This window comes from Streptomyces sp. NPDC001594 (genome assembly GCF_042893675.1).
Lineage (GTDB): Bacteria > Actinomycetota > Actinomycetes > Streptomycetales > Streptomycetaceae > Streptomyces.
This window is the reverse complement of record NZ_JBIAVB010000001.1, coordinates 91,517-107,994: the sequence shown is the minus strand read 5'-3', so window position 1 is coordinate 107,994 and position 16,478 is coordinate 91,517. Positions and strand designations below refer to the sequence as shown.

General features: G+C 69.3%; 20 protein-coding genes. 9 read left to right on the top strand and 11 right to left on the bottom strand.

Annotation, left to right across the window (positions count from 1 at the left end; translation table 11 throughout):
- Position 1 precedes the first annotated feature (1 nt).
- From ACFY0O_RS00565 to ACFY0O_RS00555, 3 genes are all read right to left on the bottom strand, one after another.
- Entirely contained in the window at positions 2 to 256 is a 255-nt protein-coding gene (locus ACFY0O_RS00565) for an alpha/beta hydrolase (protein ID WP_388942201.1), read from the bottom strand.
- Complete coding sequence (locus ACFY0O_RS00560; protein WP_388940898.1) at positions 180 to 776, bottom strand: alpha/beta fold hydrolase; 597 nt, start codon at positions 774 to 776, stop codon at positions 180 to 182. Before ACFY0O_RS00560 ends, ACFY0O_RS00565 begins: the two co-directional genes overlap by 77 nt.
- 798 nt (positions 777 to 1,574) lie before the next feature.
- Positions 1,575 to 2,210 carry an esterase/lipase family protein gene (locus ACFY0O_RS00555; RefSeq protein ID WP_388940895.1) on the bottom strand — a complete coding sequence of 212 codons (636 nt, stop codon included), beginning with the start codon at positions 2,208 to 2,210 and terminating at the stop codon, positions 1,575 to 1,577.
- 370 nt (positions 2,211 to 2,580) lie between these two features.
- Here ACFY0O_RS00555 and ACFY0O_RS00550 point away from each other — a divergent pair, with 370 nt between their 5' ends.
- Positions 2,581 to 3,105, top strand: coding sequence for a hypothetical protein (locus ACFY0O_RS00550; RefSeq protein ID WP_388940893.1), 525 nt, complete (start codon positions 2,581 to 2,583; stop codon positions 3,103 to 3,105).
- 190 nt (positions 3,106 to 3,295) lie between these two features.
- Here the strand turns inward: ACFY0O_RS00550 and ACFY0O_RS00545 are convergent, their stop codons facing one another.
- Together ACFY0O_RS00545 and ACFY0O_RS00540 are read right to left on the bottom strand one after the other, a co-directional pair.
- Positions 3,296 to 3,850 carry a DedA family protein gene (locus tag ACFY0O_RS00545; RefSeq protein ID WP_388940890.1) on the bottom strand — a complete coding sequence of 185 codons (555 nt, stop codon included), beginning with the start codon at positions 3,848 to 3,850 and terminating at the stop codon, positions 3,296 to 3,298.
- Positions 3,851 to 3,999: 149 nt separating this feature from the next.
- Positions 4,000 to 4,563, bottom strand: coding sequence for a DUF2254 family protein (locus ACFY0O_RS00540; RefSeq protein ID WP_388940887.1), 564 nt, complete (start codon positions 4,561 to 4,563; stop codon positions 4,000 to 4,002).
- On the opposite strand from ACFY0O_RS00540, the gene ACFY0O_RS00535 reads away from it, so the two are divergent.
- Both ACFY0O_RS00535 and ACFY0O_RS00530 read left to right on the top strand, forming a co-directional pair.
- Positions 4,512 to 5,039, top strand: a complete 528-nt coding sequence (locus ACFY0O_RS00535; RefSeq protein ID WP_388942276.1) for a hypothetical protein — start codon at positions 4,512 to 4,514, stop codon at positions 5,037 to 5,039. The genes ACFY0O_RS00540 and ACFY0O_RS00535 overlap by 52 nt on opposite strands.
- Entirely contained in the window at positions 5,036 to 5,884 is an 849-nt protein-coding gene (locus ACFY0O_RS00530; protein ID WP_388940885.1) for a DUF1932 domain-containing protein, read from the top strand. The genes ACFY0O_RS00535 and ACFY0O_RS00530 overlap by 4 nt, the downstream gene beginning before the upstream one ends.
- An 83-nt stretch (positions 5,885 to 5,967) precedes the next feature.
- Here ACFY0O_RS00530 and ACFY0O_RS00525 read toward each other — a convergent pair whose 3' ends face one another.
- Positions 5,968 to 6,354 (bottom strand): hypothetical protein, encoded by a 387-nt coding sequence (locus tag ACFY0O_RS00525; protein ID WP_388940882.1) that lies wholly within the window; start codon positions 6,352 to 6,354, stop codon positions 5,968 to 5,970.
- Between the two features lie 905 nt (positions 6,355 to 7,259).
- Here ACFY0O_RS00525 and ACFY0O_RS00520 point away from each other — a divergent pair.
- The gene (locus ACFY0O_RS00520) at positions 7,260 to 7,457 is read left to right on the top strand and encodes an AlpA family transcriptional regulator (RefSeq protein ID WP_078944174.1); all 198 of its coding nucleotides are present in this window, start codon (positions 7,260 to 7,262) and stop codon (positions 7,455 to 7,457) included.
- Positions 7,448 to 8,842: a tyrosine-type recombinase/integrase gene (locus tag ACFY0O_RS00515; protein WP_388940879.1), complete on the top strand. Its 1,395-nt coding sequence runs from the start codon at positions 7,448 to 7,450 to the stop codon at positions 8,840 to 8,842. Before ACFY0O_RS00520 ends, ACFY0O_RS00515 begins: the two co-directional genes overlap by 10 nt.
- Before the next feature lie 251 nt (positions 8,843 to 9,093).
- Here the strand turns inward: ACFY0O_RS00515 and ACFY0O_RS00510 are convergent, their stop codons facing one another.
- A complete protein-coding gene (locus ACFY0O_RS00510; protein ID WP_388940876.1) occupies positions 9,094 to 10,233 on the bottom strand; it encodes a PucR family transcriptional regulator in 1,140 nt (379 codons plus the stop codon).
- Between the two features lie 87 nt (positions 10,234 to 10,320).
- Here ACFY0O_RS00510 and ACFY0O_RS00505 point away from each other — a divergent pair, with 87 nt between their 5' ends.
- The 3 genes from ACFY0O_RS00505 to ACFY0O_RS00495 all read left to right on the top strand — a co-directional run bounded on the left by ACFY0O_RS00505 (position 10,321) and on the right by ACFY0O_RS00495 (position 13,355).
- Entirely contained in the window at positions 10,321 to 11,376 is a 1,056-nt protein-coding gene (locus ACFY0O_RS00505; protein WP_388940875.1) for a ferredoxin reductase, read from the top strand.
- A 7-nt stretch (positions 11,377 to 11,383) separates the two neighbouring features.
- Positions 11,384 to 12,502, top strand: a complete 1,119-nt coding sequence (locus ACFY0O_RS00500; RefSeq protein ID WP_388940873.1) for a fatty acid desaturase family protein — start codon at positions 11,384 to 11,386, stop codon at positions 12,500 to 12,502.
- A gap of 82 nt (positions 12,503 to 12,584) precedes the next feature.
- Positions 12,585 to 13,355 carry a DUF6480 family protein gene (locus tag ACFY0O_RS00495; protein ID WP_388940870.1) on the top strand — a complete coding sequence of 257 codons (771 nt, stop codon included), beginning with the start codon at positions 12,585 to 12,587 and terminating at the stop codon, positions 13,353 to 13,355.
- A 180-nt stretch (positions 13,356 to 13,535) separates the two neighbouring features.
- On the opposite strand, the gene ACFY0O_RS00490 is transcribed toward ACFY0O_RS00495, so the two are convergent.
- Both ACFY0O_RS00490 and ACFY0O_RS00485 read right to left on the bottom strand, forming a co-directional pair.
- Positions 13,536 to 13,724 carry a hypothetical protein gene (locus tag ACFY0O_RS00490; protein ID WP_388940867.1) on the bottom strand — a complete coding sequence of 63 codons (189 nt, stop codon included), beginning with the start codon at positions 13,722 to 13,724 and terminating at the stop codon, positions 13,536 to 13,538.
- A gap of 38 nt (positions 13,725 to 13,762) precedes the next feature.
- Positions 13,763 to 13,945, bottom strand: a complete 183-nt coding sequence (locus tag ACFY0O_RS00485) for a hypothetical protein (RefSeq protein WP_388940864.1) — start codon at positions 13,943 to 13,945, stop codon at positions 13,763 to 13,765.
- 418 nt (positions 13,946 to 14,363) lie between these two features.
- Here ACFY0O_RS00485 and ACFY0O_RS00480 point away from each other — a divergent pair, with 418 nt between their 5' ends.
- Positions 14,364 to 14,708 carry a hypothetical protein gene (locus tag ACFY0O_RS00480; RefSeq protein ID WP_388940862.1) on the top strand — a complete coding sequence of 115 codons (345 nt, stop codon included), beginning with the start codon at positions 14,364 to 14,366 and terminating at the stop codon, positions 14,706 to 14,708.
- A gap of 326 nt (positions 14,709 to 15,034) precedes the next feature.
- On the opposite strand, the gene ACFY0O_RS00475 is transcribed toward ACFY0O_RS00480, so the two are convergent.
- Positions 15,035 to 15,562, bottom strand: coding sequence for a hypothetical protein (locus ACFY0O_RS00475; protein ID WP_388940860.1), 528 nt, complete (start codon positions 15,560 to 15,562; stop codon positions 15,035 to 15,037).
- Between the two features lie 129 nt (positions 15,563 to 15,691).
- Positions 15,692 to 16,375, bottom strand: coding sequence for an NAD(P)H oxidoreductase (locus tag ACFY0O_RS00470; RefSeq protein WP_388940857.1), 684 nt, complete (start codon positions 16,373 to 16,375; stop codon positions 15,692 to 15,694).
- Positions 16,376 to 16,478: the final 103 nt, after the last annotated feature.

Sequence of the window (16,478 nt, the reverse complement as noted above, 5' to 3'; positions counted from 1 at the left end):
TTCATGACGTCTTGAAGGGTTTCGGCGAGACGCCTGCCACGCAGCTCGTCCCCGGCGCCAACGGGGTGCGGAGGAACGATGCCACGACCTGTTGCCCGCAAGAGGAGAAGATTCCGGCTCCGTGTCCGAGGCCGGGTATGGTGATGACCTTCGACTTGGACAGGGTCCGGGCGGCGTGCTCACCCCATTGCGCACCGGTCTTGGCATCGAAACCACCCGATATCACCAGGGTCGGAATCGCACACCTGGTGGGCACGCGCACCGACGCGGGAGCTTTGGATCCAGTTGACCAGTGCCCCGCCGTCGAGGACCACCTTCACCGGACTGCCGCTCGTGGGCAACTTCACCGAGACCTCGACGGGGTTCGCCTCCAGCTTGCGCACCAGCTTGTTGAACGTGGCCTCGAGGCCGGGATAGCGATGTCGGCATGCGGTCTCGGCCTCACACGCACGGAACAGCGCCTCGCATCCCTCGTGGGCACTCCTCCAGAACCCGCCGAGGGTGACCGCGTCGGGTGGGACGATGCCGTCGATGATCACCGAACGGATCCCCTGGGGGCGCTCCCGCATGAGGGTCAGTGCCAGATCCGTGCCGTAGGAAGCCCCGTAGACGTTCCACTGCCCGATGCCCAGCGCCGTCCGCAGATCCGCGACATCGGCGGCGTTCTCGCCGGTGTTGTAGGCGCCCAGGTCGGCGCCGCCGCCCACCAGCTTGCCGCGACATGCCGTCGCCGCTTCGAGGTGCCCCCGCTTCGCCACAGCGGAGTCATAGGCCACACCGACGCTGCGGGCGCGGAACGCGTCGAGACCCGCACAAGTCAGCGCCGGCCAGCCGGCACGATCGCCACCGCGAGCCGGATGGTGCGCCCGTTGGCCGCGGCACGGTTCTCCGGCACTACGAGGTTGCCGCAGCGCGCCTTGTCGTAAGACGGATCGGGCTCGAGCGTGGGCGGACAAGGGCCCGGCTCGAACGTCGCGGCCCCGGGTGTCGCGGCCGGCGCTGCTGCGGAAGACCCGCCCGAAGAGATACTGCCGAGGACAGCCCCGCACTCACCAACAGGGCCATGGACCGCATCGCCTTGGTCACGACGGAGCCCTTCCCGTGCGACACCGGAATCCGTCTGAACCGACCTCTGGAAGTCAGGTGCCGAAGGCAGCTCGCACGTCATGTGGAGATCGCCCGTACTGGTTTCCGGGACTTCCGCTCAGATTCCATCAAAGCAGCAGGGCCAGCAGTGCACCAATCGGCGGCTGCCGGGCCCCCCGGCAGCCGCGCAGGTAATTCCCGCGTACTTCCGGTTCAGCGCCTCAACGCCCTTGTGGAAGGCCTCCACACCGTGCCTGGGCGGGGCATCTTCGTGCTGCATACCGGGATCGCGGGGGCACTGCCGCAGAAGCTCGGCCTCGGCTCGGGCATGACGTGCTGACGTCGCCTGGCCGAGTGCAAAGACCGAGGCTGACGTGCGGCCCAGGCTGCACCGAGAGCTCCTGTCGCGGCTGGCCAGGCGGGCGTGTTCGTGAGCAGCGACAAGGCCGCCTCTGCCCTTCCCCTCACCGGACGAACCCCACCTGGCCCTACCTGCTTCGTGCCACGATGTAATCCCTGACGTCCCGGTAGACGGTCGGGTCGACCGGGAAGCCGGTGTGCTGCACACAGCTTGCCGTCCGGGTGTTCCGGGCCCCGTCCAGCACCACGGTGTTTTCGGGCTTGACGATGCCGTCGCAGGAGGAGCGCCAGGTGGCGTAGCGGACGCTGCCCGGTGTCTCGTCCCCGGAGTTCAGCTCGTTGAGGAACGCCGACCCCGGCCGCATCTCCGTGCACGACGCTCCACCGCACCAGTAGGCGGTGCCCGTGCCGTGGTTGGGCCCCGCCAAGGACACCCACCCGTCGACCTTGGTGTCCCCGCCCAGGTTCTTGAGGTAGTAGCGGGAGGACAGGCTGCCCATGGAGTGCGTGACGAGGTCGACCTTGGCGGCGCCGGTGGCGGCCAGGACGCGGTCGATCTCGCGGGCCAGTGCCGAGGCGGTCGTCGCGTTGGACTGGCTGGTGGGGTAGCTCCACTGGTGGAGGCGGTCGGCCGGCCAGCCGTCGGCGCGGAACCGGTCGGCCATGGTGGTCCAGGTCGACCCGTCACTGTTCCAGCCGTGGACGAAGACGATCGGATCGGGTATGGCCGCCGCACGGGCCGCGACGGCCGGCGCGACAGCCACCTGGGGCAGCAGGGCCAGACAAGCCAGGGCAACGACGCGGGATGCGTACCGGATACGTGAGGTCATAGGCAGCGTTGTAGTGCCGTCCGTCTTCGCCGACCCCGCACTGCGCGCCGTCCATCACCCGACTGGCCCGCCCGCGTCACCCCTGGAACGTTACTCCCAGCAGTAGAGGCACCGCGCCGCACGCATGGGCATCCAGGCGGCCGGGCCAGGACCGCCCTGGAGATACTGGCCGTGGCCATCCCGCCCCCCGGCTCGCACCCTAGGCGGTCGGTCCAGGACTACGCCGAGGTGTGCTATGTGCGTACTTCATCTTCTAAGCTCGTCAGCGGAGTTGGCGGGCCCGGCCGCCGACTGAGGAGGCGCGATGCTCCGCGAACAGGGACCCGGCGGCTATGAGCCGGACGATCTGCACGACCCGACATGGGCGGAGGTCGAGGAGGAATTCGGCGGACCGCTGGCGGAACTCGCCGACGCCCCGTCCAACTGGGTGTGCTTCTTGGAACGCCACTACACGGACGGCTTCCTGTACCAGGTCAGCGCCTGCTACCACCAAGGCAGCGAGCCGGCCGCCGTCGTGTCCACCGCCCGGCGCGTCCCTGAGTCGTTCCGGATCCGCAACCAGCCGCAGGTCGCTGGCGAACTCATGAGCTTCTTGTACAACTCTGGCCGCGCCGAGCCCCCGGGGCTGGACAGCTCGGCCTTCGGCCCGGCGGGCGCCGTCGTCAACGTGAACGGCGTGGAGACCCCGGCTCCCGGCACCGCCGAACTCGGATGTACAAGTGTGGAAGTCGCAGCCGGCAACGTCTCCGTGTTCGTGACGGCATCGAGTGATCTGTTCCAAGAGCCGCCGCTTATCACCCTTGGGCCGCCGTTGCCGTCGAACCGTTAGGCACCACGCGGTGCTCTACCGGGTGCGGGCCGGTGTCCAATGGCGGCACCGGCATCGGCACCGGCACCGGCTGCGGAGAGGCGGGTCGGCTACCCGGCCTGACCCGGCTTGCCGTCCTCCGAGTTGTCGTGTTCACCCTTGCTGGCGGAGTGCCGGCGCCGCCGCACGTGCCACACGATCAGGGTTGCGATCACGAGGGCGGCGAGGAGCACCGCGATGACCCGACCGACCTGGTGTTCGACCCTGGTGTAGGCGGTGCCCGCGAAATAGCCCAGCAGCGTGAAACCGATACCCCAGACCAAGCCGCCGAGGGCGTTGAAGAGGAGGAACCGGCGGTAGGCATGCGGGAAATACCGGCCAGGGCGGGCATCATCGCGCGGAAGAAGGCGATGAAGCGGCCGAAGAACACAGCGGGGGCCCCACGGCGGCGGATCATGTCCTGGGCCGCTTCGACGCGGTCGCGGTGACGGCGGAGCGGGCGGGTTTCCAGAATCCGCGGGCCGAAGCGGTGGCCGATCTCGTAGCCGACGCTGTCCCCGGCGATGGCGGCGAGGACCACGGCCACGGCGAGCCAGTACACGGAGACCTTGCCCTGACTCGCGAGGACCCCGCCGACGAACACTGCGGTCTCGCCGGGCAGGACGAAGCCGAAGAACAGGGTGTCCTCGAAGAAGACCAGGGCGGCCACGACGGCGTAGACCACGGGGCCGGAAAGGCTGCCCAGCCAGTCGGTGATCGTATGCATCAGCCGTCCCTTCGGCGTTCGCGCCCGTGGACTGCCCGCCCAAGGGGGAACCGAATCCGACGCTACAGGGTTGGCTGGCCGGGGGGTGGGCGGCAAGCCTCCGATCACCACATCCGGGAGGCGCAAGCGGTCATGCTTGTCCGCTCGAATCAGCTGACCTTCGTGTTATCGACGGTGAAGCGCCATCGCGTGAGGAGGTCGTTGATGCCGGCGAGGAGACGGCGGGTCACCTGGGCCTGGCCGGCGGCAGCGGACCGGAGCTCGGCGATGCCGATGTCGACGACCTCCGACCATCCGGGTGCGGCTTGGAGGAGCCGCACCCGGCCTGCCCGGTCGTGGTGGGGGACCGGTCCCAGTCGTTGGGTGGCGAGGATCGCCAGGAGGTGCACGATGCGGTCGAGGCACTGCACCGCGGTCGTCGGGTCGTTCTCCGCCGGCGACAGCGCCCGCAACGCGATGTCGGCCAGCTGCCTCAGCGCGAATCCCCTGTCCTGCAGCGCACTGCGCTCGCTGCCCACCCACGTCACCGCTCCCACGGCGGTCGGGAGTGCGCCGCGATCGCTGTGTACCGCAAGCAATGAGATGCCGGGCAACGAGCCGAGCCAATAGCCCAGCCGGTCCGGTCCGCTCCAGCAGCTCGGCGTCGGCCTCCAGGCGGGCGATGACCTCCGCGTACGGCCAGTTGGGCCGGGCCGAGGAGGCGCTTGCGGCATTGGCCGCCGCGCAGCGTCTTCGCGAAGGACTCGCGGCCGACGGGGATCTGCCCGGCGGCATGATGGCGTTCCCCGTGGAGAAGCAGCTCTTCTATGCCAGCAGCACCCACCTCTGGCTGTCTGGACGCCGGAATCAGGTGGACGCAGAGGCTCGTGCTGACGAGGCCGTGGCGATCTTCCAAGCGGCTCCGCCCGCACGACAGCGGCTCGGCGAGATGTCCCTGGCCAGGATGGACCTCGCCATGGCCCGTCTCGGGCGGGGAGACATCGAAGGCGCTGCACAACAGGTTCACACGGTGCTTGAAACCAACGCCCGCCGCCGAACGGAGAGCGTGGACCGACGGATCGGCCACTTCAGCCGTCAGCTGGCGGAACATCCCGGTGCAGGATCCCCTGTTGCGATCGGCCTACGGGAGTCGATCATTGCCCACAGGGAACGTCCCATTGCCGAACTTCCACCAGGAGGCAGCCCGTGACCACCGTGACCGTCTTGCACCCAGGCTCCATGGGCGCTGCTGTCGCCGCCCAAGCCGTGGCAGCAGGTCACGAGGTGCTCTGGGTGCCCGACGGGCGAAGCGAAGCGACCCGTGAACGGGCCCTGCAGGCTGGAGCAGTAGCAGTGGACAGCCTGGCCGTAGCCCTTGACCGTAGCTCCGTGGTCCTCTCCGTGTGCCCGCCCCAAGCAGCCGAGGACGTGGCCATGGAGGTTGCCGGTCACGACTTCTCCGGGGTGTACGTGGACGCCAACGCCATCAATCCCCAGAGGATGAAGCAGATCGCGGGCGCGGTCTGCCCGGGTTCGGTCGTCCTCGACGGCGCGATTTTCGGGCCGCCGCCGGGCGGTCAGCGGACGGCGCGCCTATACCTCGCCGGCGACCAGCAGGCCGTCGGCGTCGTTGAAGGACTCTTCAAGGACACCCACCTCGAGCCGCGGCGCGCGAGCGGGGACATCGGCTCCGCTTCCGCGCTGAAGATGGCGTTCGCCAGCTATCAGAAGGCTGCTCGGACCCTCGCCGGCGTCGCCCACGCTCTTGCCGCCACGCACGGGGTGGGTGCTGAGCTGACCGCCGAAGCAGCAACCATGGCCTCGAATATCCTCTCGGATCCGGAGTACCTTCCCAGCGTCGCTGCACGGGCCTGGCGGTGGGCACCGGAGATGGAGGACATCGCCGAGACCCTCCGAGCGGCTGACCTGCCGACGGAAATTGCGGATGCCACTGTCGCCGTGCTGACCCGCTGGGAGCAGGACAAGGACCGCTACGACTTGTCCGTCGCAGCTACCCTTGCCCACCTGCGAGGTAGGGGTTTGGCGTCCTCCTGACGACAGGGTGCACGTGCGCCCATGGATCTTTGCAGGGACAGCCGGTGGAAGGACCACGGCACTGGCGGACGGATTGTGGCCGGTCACGGAGTGACAGGCGACGCGGAAGCCTCGCCTGCCTCCCAGGGCAGGACGACCTGCTGGTGCATCCGCGATAGCGTCTCAACCAGGTCGGAACGGTGCAAGGAGTGGCCAGACGCCAGGAGCAGCCGGACGTAGGTATCCAGTTCACGCAGGAGCTCCTCCGGGACCCCGCGCGCGGCGGGAGCTTCCCAGACGCCGGTGAGCACCTTGTCCGCCTCCTCCCCGGTCACACGGAAGAACGAGTGTCGGTCCCAGGGGGCCATGCGCTGCAGCGTGCCTCGGTCACCCCGGCCCTTCCGGCCCATCAGGCGGTTGCCTGCCAGTTCCAGTGCCCGGACCACCGCCATCTCGGATACCGCGACTACGGCTGCTGTCGGCTGAGCCATTGTCTCTCCCCAGCTGTGCGTCGTTCGCGCCGGGCCGCGATTTCACGGCCCAGGTTGGGCGACGTGCTTAAGCGCCCTGCGGGTCTTCCCATGGCAGCCGGGCCGCACGTCTCTGGCAGTCTGTCAAATCCCCCCACAAGCGCTGGGTCGGCTAGTGCTCGATTCGCCCACGGCAGACGACAACGATGCCCAAACGACTGGAACCTGCCGTTCGTGCATGTCAACGTACAACGTCCCTAGTCAGACGGGTGGCGGAGACGATCCGACGGCGATGCCGACCCGAGAGTGCCCGAGGAGGACGACTGTCCGCGCACTTGCTTAGCTCGCTCCGCTTCACCGCGCCCGCCCTCTTCACCCTTGGCCTCCTGAACGCCATCACTGCCCAGTTGGGCGGAGATCGGGAAGCCCTAGCGACCGCGCTCTGTCTCTGCGTGTGCGCCGCCGGCCTCTTCGTGGAAGACCAGCTCCAGCGCGGCCTCCGGCGTGATCAGAGGGTCCTTGCCTACATGGGCGCGCATCCAACGGCAACCGTGTGTGGGGTCTCCCAGGCTGTGGGTATTTCCGACCGCCAGGCTGAGGCGAGCCTCGCGCGGCTTGCCGGGCAGGCCCTGGTGTCCTGCGCGGACCCGGACGCTGCAGTGCCGATGTACTCCGTGTCCGACTGACGCCGCTACTGCAGTGCGCAATATAGCGGGCAATCCCCGGTTTCCGAAACCGGGGATTGTCCGGACCATTTCCTTCGTTCGCGTGTCGCTGCGCTTGGCGGTGGGGCGATGCGAACGCAACAGTCCACTCGCTGCGCGTGTTGGGGCAAGCAGCCATCGCATGGCCATGCGGTTGTGCGTTTCCGTTGTCTGCCATCGCACTAGTGCGGCCATGTCGTGAGTTTGCGTGAGGAGAAGGAAGTGGCTCGTCCGCCTGCCTTGAAGCTTGCGGAGGTCTTGGCGGAAATCCGCATGAGTCCGTCCGCTTTCTATCGGATGCGTGCACGCGGGGATGCGCCCCGCATGATCAAACTGCCAAATGGTGAACTCAGGTGCCGTCGCTCGGACCTGGATGCCTGGTGGGAGGCTTGTGAAAGGGATTCGGACACTTGGCGCTGAGTTACAACGTTCGCTTTTGGGATATCCGCGAGCGCCCTGATAGGCGCAAGCCATTCATGGTGCGATGGACAGTCAGCGGGCTCGAAAAGTCAGAATCGTTCATGACTTTCGGCCTCGCCGAGAGTCGGCGTTCCAAGCTGATGACGGCAGCCCGAGAAGGTGAAGCCTTTGACGAAGCGTCGGGGCTGCCCGCGTCGGAACTGCGAGCCCTGCGGCAGAAGAAGACATGGTACGACCTCGTGCACGAGTACCTCGAACAGAGGTGGGCGCGGACTCCCGGCAACACGCGGCGAACCCTCGCAGACGCGTTCGCCACCGTCACCCCTGCCTTGGTTCGTCCAGGATCGGTCTACGCGGAGCCGCGAGTGCTGCGGAGGGCGCTGTACTCCTACGCGTTCAACAAGAACGCCTGGGAGCACGAGCCGCCCGAGGAATGGAGGAAGGCGCTCGCGTGGGCCAAGAGGAATTCCCTGCCCCTTGGTTCCCTGAATGACGCCGCCGTCATGCGTCGAGCGTTGGACGCGCTGTGCCTCAAGCTGGACGGCAAGCCTGCTGCTGCCAAGACCACGCGCCGGAAGAGGTCAGCGTTCAGCGAAGTGCTCAACATGGCCGTGGAGAATGGTTACTTCGTCGACAACCCCCTTGCGGGGATCAGGTGGAACCCTCCGTCGGTCGAGGATGAGGTCGACCCGGCAGCCGTCCCCAATCCCCTCCAGGTCGCTCGCCTCCTGTCGGCGGTGGGAGAGCAGCGGGGCCGTGGTCCCCATCTCGAAGCGTTCTTCGGCTGCATGTACTTCGCGGCCATGCGGCCAGCCGAGGTCATCCACCTCCGTCTCGAACAGTGTCACCTGCCCGAGACCGGCTGGGGCCTGCTCAACCTGACGGGCGGCGTTGTCACCGCGGGCAAGGACTGGACGGACGACGGCGAGGTTTACGAAGTCCACTCGCTCAAGCGTCGTGCCGCGACGGCGACCCGACCTGTGCCCATTCCGCCGGCGTTTGTTCGCGTCCTGCTTGACCACATCGAGCGCTTCGGCGTCGCCCCGGACGGGCGGCTGTTCCAGAACCTGGCAGGCAACTACGTGGAGGCGGCGGCGTACGGCATCACGTGGTCGAGGGCGCGGGAGTACGTCCTGACCCGCACGGAGCTCGCGGCCGGCCTGGCGAAGCGACCGTACGACCTCCGGCATGCCGGGATCTCGTTCTGGCTCCACTCGGGTGTCGACCCTGCCGAATGCGCGCGGCGGGCTGGTCACAGCATCCATGTCCTGTTCAAGTACTACGCCAAGTTCCTGGACGGTGTGCAGGAGCAGGCCAACCGTCTCATCGAGCAGTCCATGGAGGAGTGGGACCGCGTCAGTAAGGGCGGACCACCGGCCCGGTGAGCGCGGTTTGGTCCGTGACTGGTCCGGAACAGCCGGTCTGGAGTGGGATACGGGTGGGAGGAACTGGGAGGAACAGTAAAAATCAGTGTCCGCGTGGAGCGGGTCGAGCCGACGGCGCCTGACGGGTAAAAGCCCAGGTCAGGCGCCGTCGGCCGGACGAGCCGGGCCCTGGCCCGGCGCCGGGCCGCCGCGCAGGCCCCGCACCCTCCGGACATCGACCTCGATCCTGGTAGGCGCGCCCGAGGAGCACGTCAGCCCGGCCGGAGACCGACCGCCAGCGTCAGTTCGAGAACCCGGTGCGGCGACCCGAGATCCGGGAACAGCCCCCGCAGCTGCGACATCCGGTACCGGACGGTCTGGGGATGGACGAACAACGCCGCCGCCGCCTCGTCCCGCCTGCCCTGGTGCAGCAGCCACGCCCGCAACGTCTCCTCCAGCCGCCGTGCGGTCCCGGCCGGCAAGGTCCGCAACGGTGCGAGGGCTCGGGCACGCAGGTCGGCGAACGCGTCCGGGTCGGCGCTCAGTACCAGTTCAGGCAGGTGGTCCTCGGTGTCGCGGATGTCGGCGGAGAGGGAGCGCGCGCGTACGGCTCGTGCGTACGAGGCGGACGCCCGCGTCCATGGCCGGGCGGGGCCGACCACGGCGGTGCGGTCGGGCAGCCGCCTCAAGAGATGTGCTCGGTCGGCATCGGGGACGAGCAGCACGCCGGAGGCGTCCGGTAGATCGTCGAGGACAAGGGTGCCCGGGTCGAGCGTGCGGTAGACGGGCCGGGCCTGCTCGGCGGGCAGCAGGACTGCGGTCAGTGACACCGGTGGCTGCCACCCGGCCCGCCCGGCAGCGGCAAGGAGCAGGTCCGGGCCGGCGCCGGCGAGGAGGTCACGGGCCAGTTGTTCCAGGTGGCGCTCGTGGGCCCGGCCCCGGGCGGCCAGTTCGTCGGCGTGGCCCGCGGCGCTCGCGGCGGAGAGCTCGTCGATGTAGGCGAAGGTCAGCTCGGCGAACTTGGCGACCTCGGCAGCGGGCAGACCCGCGGGTACGGCTCCGGCGGCAAGGCCTCGCCAGGCCACGCGGGCGCCGACCCGGTAGGCGCTGAGGAGGGCATCCATCGAACGGCCGTCGCGGACCTCGCCGCGGCCCAGCTCGTAGGCCGCGTCGCTGGCGTCGCCGCCCGTGGCGTTTCCGCTCGCGAGGTCCAGGTAGAGGCCCAGGGCGGTGCGGACGGCTCGGCGGATGGTGGCGCCCATGCGGCCGGAAAGGGCGTTGGCGTAGGGAGGGACCTCGTCGATGATCGCCTGGACGACCTCGTCGGCGGTGGTCCTCACTGCGGCCCGGAGCGCGGTGACCGTCGTCTCGTCCAGGACCAGTTCGCTGGCCCTCCGGATGGCATGACTCACGTCTTTGTTCCCTGCGCACAATTCAGCCGAGCAGATTCACGTCCTACGGATAAGACTTTACCCCCCGAAGCGCATCAAGCTGGGGTCATGACGAGTGCAGCCCTCCGTAGTGGGGCGTGGAAACTACTGGAGATGGTCACGACGCCGCTGCTGCCTTCGGACTACCTCGACCTGGTCAGCCCGCTGCGTGCGGGCGGCGGCCTGCGGGGGCGCATCGAAGGCGTGCATCCCGAGACGGCTGACGCCGCGACCATCGTGATCAGGACGGGGCGGGGCTGGCGCGGCCACACGGCCGGCCAGTACGTCCGGATCGGGGTCGACGTCGACGGGGTGCGCCTGTGGCGCGCCTACTCGATCACCTCGCCGACGAACCGCGGGGACGGCCGGATCACGATCACCGTGAAGGCGATCCCGGACGGCAAGGTCAGCAACCACCTGGTCCGCAGGGCGCAACCGGGCACGCTGATCCAGCTCGACCCGGCGACCGGTGACTTCGTGCTGCCGGAGGCCAAGCCCGCCAAGGTGCTCTACCTGACGGCCGGCAGTGGCATCACGCCCGTCATGGGCATGCTGCGCGACACCGAGATCGACGACGTCGTCATGGTCCACTCCGCACCGCGGCCGCGCGACGTGATCTTCCGCAACGATCTGCACGACCTGGTCGCGGACAAGAAGCTGCGGCTCACCGAGGTGCACACCGACACGGACGGCATGTTCGACGTCGCCCGCCTCGACGAGCTCGTGCCCGACTGGACCGAGCGTGAGACCTGGGCGTGCGGTCCCGCCGGCCTGCTCGACGCCGCCGAGGAGCACTGGAGCGGGCGCGGCGTCCCAGAGCGCCTGCACACCGAACGCTTCCGCCCCGGCGTGGTCGTCGTCGGCGACGGTGGCGAGGTCACGTTCGGTACCACCGGCAAGACCGTCGACGCGGACGGCGCCACGCCGTTGCTGGACGTCGGCGAGGAGGCTGGCGTGCTCATGCCGTCCGGGTGCCGCATGGGCATCTGCTTCGGGTGTGTCGCGCCGCTCACGGCGGGCGCCGTGCGCGACCTGCGCACCGGCGAGATCACCGAGGCCGGGCCGGGCGTCCTCATCCAGACCTGCGTGTCCGCCGCGGCGGGCCCTTGCGACATCGAACGGTAGGAGCACCTTGACCGCCATCGACCCCACCGCCCACCTGACCGCGGAGCAGATCGAGGAGCTCGGCCGCGAGCTGGACGCGATCCGTGACGAGGTGATCGCCGGCCGTGGTGAGAAGGACGCCGCCTACATTCGCAAGGTCATCTCGGCACAGCGCAAGCTCGAGCTGGCCAGCAGGGGCGTCCTGCTGTTCTCGTTCTTCCCGCCCGCGTGGCTGATCGGCACCGCCGGCCTGTCCGTGGCGAAGATCATGGAGAACATGGAGATCGGCCACAACGTCCTGCACGGCCAGTGGGACTGGATGCGGGACCCGAAGATCCACTCCAGCACCTGGGACTGGGACCACGTCTCGCCGGCCGACCAGTGGAAGCACTCGCACAACGAGCTGCACCACAGGTACACGAACGTGATCGGCAAGGACAACGACCTCGGCTACGGCATCATGCGCGTCGACGAGGACCAGAAGTGGCACCCGTTCCACCTCGGCCAGCCGCTGTGGAACTTCCTCAACGCCTGCTCCTTCGAGTACGGCATCGCCGCCTACGACCTGGAGCTCGGCAAGAACCTGAACAAGCGCCGCCGCAAGAACCCGGAGTTCCGGGCGCGGGCCAGGGCCGTGGGCCGCAAGATCCGCAAGCAGGTGCTCAAGGACTACGTGATCCACCCGCTGCTGTCGGGCCCCTCGTTCCTCACTACGCTCGCCGCCACGTTCACCGCGAACCTGGTCCGCAACATCTGGTCCCACTCGGTGATCATGTGTGGGCACTTCCCGGAGGGCGTCCAGGTCTTCGAGCGCCGGTCGATCGAGGGCGAGACGCGCGGCCAGTGGTACCTGCGCCAGATGATGGGCTCGGCGAACATCAGCGGCAGCAAGGCCATGCACTTCATGACCGGCAACCTGTCGCACCAGATCGAGCACCATCTGTTCCCCGACCTGCCGAGCAACCGGTACGCCGAGGTCGCGGTGAAGGTGCGTGCGTTGTTCGAGAAGTACGAGCTGGAGTACGTCACCGGGCCCCTGCCCAAGCAGGTGTTCTCAGCGTGGCACAAGGTCTTCCGGCTCTCGCTGCCGAACAGGAAGCCCAGGATCACGACGCCGGACCGCGAGCGGGAGCTCGTCGCGGCCTGATTCCCGGCGTGGGCCGGCGCCGTTGTTGTCTGGAGCGGTAACACCGGCTCCGGGCAACGGACTTCACTGCTCCAGGCGAACGATGCATGGTGCGGCTCGCGTTCGGGGACTGGTCCGGAAATGGTCTGGATCTTGGTGTGCCGGCGCAGGCTCGGGTCGTGCCCGGGTTGCAGTGGGGCCGATTGGGGGCGAACGGGACCGGACGGGACCGGACGGGTCTGGTTGTTGCCTGCCCGGACGCCGGCTATCCGGGGTCGAGGGTGTGGTGGTGGGCCCGGATTGGTCCAAGATCGGCATCGGCCTCTTTCATACGGTCCGACCGACACGCGTAGGGAGACCGGCCCGGCGACCCGACAGTGAGTCCGGTCGGCGTGCTGGCGAGACGGGGCTCGCGGAGGCGGACATGTCCGCACGCATTCCAGATCAGGAGCCGCGCAACACGTTCCGGCGTAACCCGGGGGCGCCGCCAAACGAGACGCCGCCCGGTGAGTCGAGCACAGGCGCCGGCGCGGGTCCGTACCGTCCTCTCACCCGCGGCTGGGCCAAGGGCCCGCTCCTGGTCATCTGCCTGGTGGCCTTGGCCTGCGCCCTCTTCTTCCCGGCCTACGCCATCGTGCTGAACGTCTGCGGCGGGGCCGTCGGGCTGGGCTGCTGCTCGATCTCCGCCAGCGCCCGCGGTGTTCAGGGCACCGACTACTACTCCTGGGCCATCGCGGCGTGGCTCCAGCGGGCGCTCGCCGCCACGGACATCGGCTACCGGCACGTGACGGAGCTGACGCCGACGACGGAAAGGCGCCGGCTCCAGCACCGGCCGGTGGTCGGCCGGAAGGCTTGGCCACCACGAGCAGGATGAGGCCCGGGCGACTGCGGTGCCGACGGGGCGAGCGGACGTCTTCATGGCGGGTTGACGCGGTGGCCGACGCGGCGATAGCAGCCTCGGGGCCGAGGACCCTGCTCGGGTCTGCCCAGGATGCCGCGCATGGTGTCGAGCTTGGCGCGTGCCTGTCCGGCTTTCGCCGTTCCGCCCCGCAGGTCAGGCGGCGGCGCCGGGAGGCCTTCCCGGGAGCTGCTCGGCGGCTGTGGCGAGGACGTCGATCAGGCGGCGGAGCGAGTGCAGCGCGGGGTCGTCTGCAGGCACGTGGGCCAGGAGGATGTCGGCGCTCCCGCCCTCCAGGGCGTGGACCAACTGTCCCCCATACGCGGCGTCTTCGTCCTCGCGCATGGCGGCCCGCACCGACTCCGCGGTCCAGTGCGTCCGGGCTAGGACGGCGGCGAACTCCAGCGGCGGTCCTCGTACGCGGCGAGCAGGGTCGTGGCGTAGTCCTCCGCGACCCGCCACGCGAGGTCGGCCCCGAGGGCCCGCTGTCCTCGGCTGAGCGGGCCGGAGTGGCGGGGCTTGCACAGAGCCACCCGGGGGGACGCCGGAGGGATGGTGGTGGGCACGAGCCGGAGCACCCGGGCGCCAGGCATACGGGAGAGAGAGGAGCCTTCACCGGTGCCCAACGACGGCCGCGGCCTCCGGGCGCGCCTCAGCCGGGGACGACGCGCCGAGGCTGGGCGGTGGGCCCGGGGGCCGGGCTGGGCGTAGGCGCCTTGGCGAGGGCCGCGGCGGCTGTGGTGGTGGCGCCTGGGCCAAGGAGGTGCGGGGCGCACTCAGGGAGCGTCAGATTCGCTGCGGCCGGGCCACGGCGTCGGAGGCTTCGCGGACGCGGAAGATGCCGGGAATCGCAGAGCTGACTGGACCTCAGATTGCCCTCAAATCTCTTACGCAGAGCGGAAGATGATCATATTGTTTCCGTGAAGCGAAGGGCGGCCCTCCTGACCAGGGGGCCGTCTCACATCGGAGATTGGGGAATCTCACATGAAGCGTACGACGTCCGGCTTACTGTCGATCGCCCTCCTTGGTGGGTTCATTGTGGGGGGCGCGGGTACCGCGTCAGCCTCCACCACTGGTGGCCCGCAGGGGGTGGACCCGGTCGGTGAACGCCGGGCCATGTGCACCGTCTACAAGGACAAGAACGCCTGCGCATCGCTGATGCAGCACAGCAAGATGACCAATGCCGTGAAGGACTGTCTTCTCAAGGCCGGCATTGGAGGCGCGGCCGCGTTCATCGTTGGCCGCTACGTCAGCAAGGACGTAGCACAGGACATCGCGAGCAAGGTTGTCGTGGCGGGTGGCGCCGCCTGCCTTTCCGCACTCGCCTGATCGAACCTGGGGACCGGTATGGGCGTTAAGGTCATCGCGACACTCGTGTGGATAGCTGTGTTCATCGGAGTAGAGCATGCCCTTCAGGGCAACGCTTGGGCCGAGTACACCGCCGTAGCCGTTCTGTGTGGCGCGTACGCGGTGATGCTGGACAGAATCGGCAAGAAGCAGGCACGCAGCCGGTAGCGCCCCAGCTCGGTTGAGCGGCTGTTCAGCCTCAGGAGCCCCTGGCATTCGCCAGGGGCTCCGTCCGTCTCTACACCGCCGCTGCCAAGGGCGAGTCCGTCACCGACATCGCCCGGATCCTGCCCGAGCGGCGAGCAGGACTACCAGCCCTGGCTCCGGTGGGGAAGCCGTACCGCGCTCTCGCGGTAGGCGACCCACTCGCGGCGCAGGTAGGCGCGGGCGGCGTCCCGGTCGCGGTCCCCTGTCGCACGGGGCGGCCGGGTGCTCGTGCCGTGGGCGAGGTCGTATGCGACGAGTTCCTCGGCGAGGGTGGCGGCGTCGGTGCGGATCTCGATGTGGGCCAGGCGCGGCTCGAGGGCGTCCTCATAGGGGTCGTGCCGCCCCTGCGGTGCCGGCGCCGGGCCGACGCGAGCAGTCCCCGAGTTCCGCTTCGGGGAGCGGCGGGAGGTCCGCTCCGTGCAGGGTCCTGGTAGGCGTCGGTGAGCCGCCCGCGACGGCCCGCGCGAGGGGCGTCGTACCGTCCAGCAGGGCGAGGTGCGGGTCCGCGCCGCCGCCGGCCGGCGCGGCCGCGACGGCGGTGTCGTGGGCGCGGACGGCCAGGCACAGGGCGGGCAGGCCGTCGTCCGCGAGGCGTCCGGATCTGCGGCCGCCCCCAGCAGCGCGCGCACGGCTCCGCGTCGCCCCGCCGGACCGCGGCCATCAGGTCCCCGAGTTCCCGCCCGGACCCCACCACGGAACCACCCCACCCCGCCGACGCCGGTCCCGCATCATCGGCGCCGCGGCGGGAACCGGGAAGCTCAGGCCGTCACGAGGTCCTCGGCGGCGAAGCGTTCCACGATCTCCCCGGCGCGCCGGTCCAGGTCGGCGTACTGCGCCTCCCGTTCTGCGCCCGCGACCGCTTCGCCGACCAGCAGGGTGCCTTCGGCGTCGAAGCTCTGCGGGCGCTCCTCGACGTCGGTGAGCAGGCCGACGGTGGAACGGGAGAAGCCGCAGTAGTCGGCGATGCCCTCGTTCAGGTTGGTTTCGAGGAGCGTCCGCATGCCCTCCACGACGGGGTCGTCGGAGGTGGCGCCGGCCAGGGCCAGCCACAGCATGCGCTTGCCGGCGAGGCGGGGCTTGCTGCGGCCGTAGGCGAAGCCGTAGTTCCACACGCGGTCGATCCAGCCCTTGAGGATCGCGGGCACGTGCTGCCAGTACACCGGGAAGACGGCGACGACGACGTCGGCGTCGAGGATGCGCCGCATGTGGGCGTGCGTCTCGTCCGAGTACGCCTTCTCCCGGTCGCCCCAGTCCGGCTGGTCCGCCGCGTTCATCCGGGGGTCGAACCCCTCGGCGTGCAGGTCGAGCAGGTCGACGCGGTACCCGGCGGCCTCGAGCCGGGCGGCGGCCCGGCGGGCCGTGTGCGCGGTGAGGGAGTCGGTGCGGTGGTGGGCGACGACAACGAGGGCGGTCCTGGCGTCGCTGCCGTGCTGCTGCGTCACGGTGTTCTCCTGACTGGTTCGGTGCGGTGGGGTGTGGTCCGTTCGACGAGTCCAGTACAGCCGGGGGCAGGTGGATGATCCATGGGAGAAACGCTCCGGAACA

What these genes read in the sequence shown, in the direction of transcription:
- ACFY0O_RS00480 (WP_388940862.1), top strand. Translation starts at nt 14,364, where the DNA reads ATGAAGCGTACGACGTCCGGCTTACTGTCGATCGCCCTCCTTGGTGGG.
- ACFY0O_RS00525 (WP_388940882.1), bottom strand. Translation starts at nt 6,354, where the DNA reads ATGGCTCAGCCGACAGCAGCCGTAGTCGCGGTATCCGAGATGGCGGTG.
- ACFY0O_RS00535 (WP_388942276.1), top strand. Translation starts at nt 4,512, where the DNA reads ATGACCTCCGCGTACGGCCAGTTGGGCCGGGCCGAGGAGGCGCTTGCG.
- ACFY0O_RS00545 (WP_388940890.1), bottom strand. Translation starts at nt 3,850, where the DNA reads ATGCATACGATCACCGACTGGCTGGGCAGCCTTTCCGGCCCCGTGGTC.
- ACFY0O_RS00540 (WP_388940887.1), bottom strand. Translation starts at nt 4,563, where the DNA reads ATGCCGCAAGCGCCTCCTCGGCCCGGCCCAACTGGCCGTACGCGGAGG.
- ACFY0O_RS00495 (WP_388940870.1), top strand. Translation starts at nt 12,585, where the DNA reads ATGCATGGTGCGGCTCGCGTTCGGGGACTGGTCCGGAAATGGTCTGGA.
- ACFY0O_RS00550 (WP_388940893.1), top strand. Translation starts at nt 2,581, where the DNA reads ATGCTCCGCGAACAGGGACCCGGCGGCTATGAGCCGGACGATCTGCAC.
- ACFY0O_RS00490 (WP_388940867.1), bottom strand. Translation starts at nt 13,724, where the DNA reads ATGCGCGAGGACGAAGACGCCGCGTATGGGGGACAGTTGGTCCACGCC.
- ACFY0O_RS00505 (WP_388940875.1), top strand. Translation starts at nt 10,321, where the DNA reads ATGACGAGTGCAGCCCTCCGTAGTGGGGCGTGGAAACTACTGGAGATG.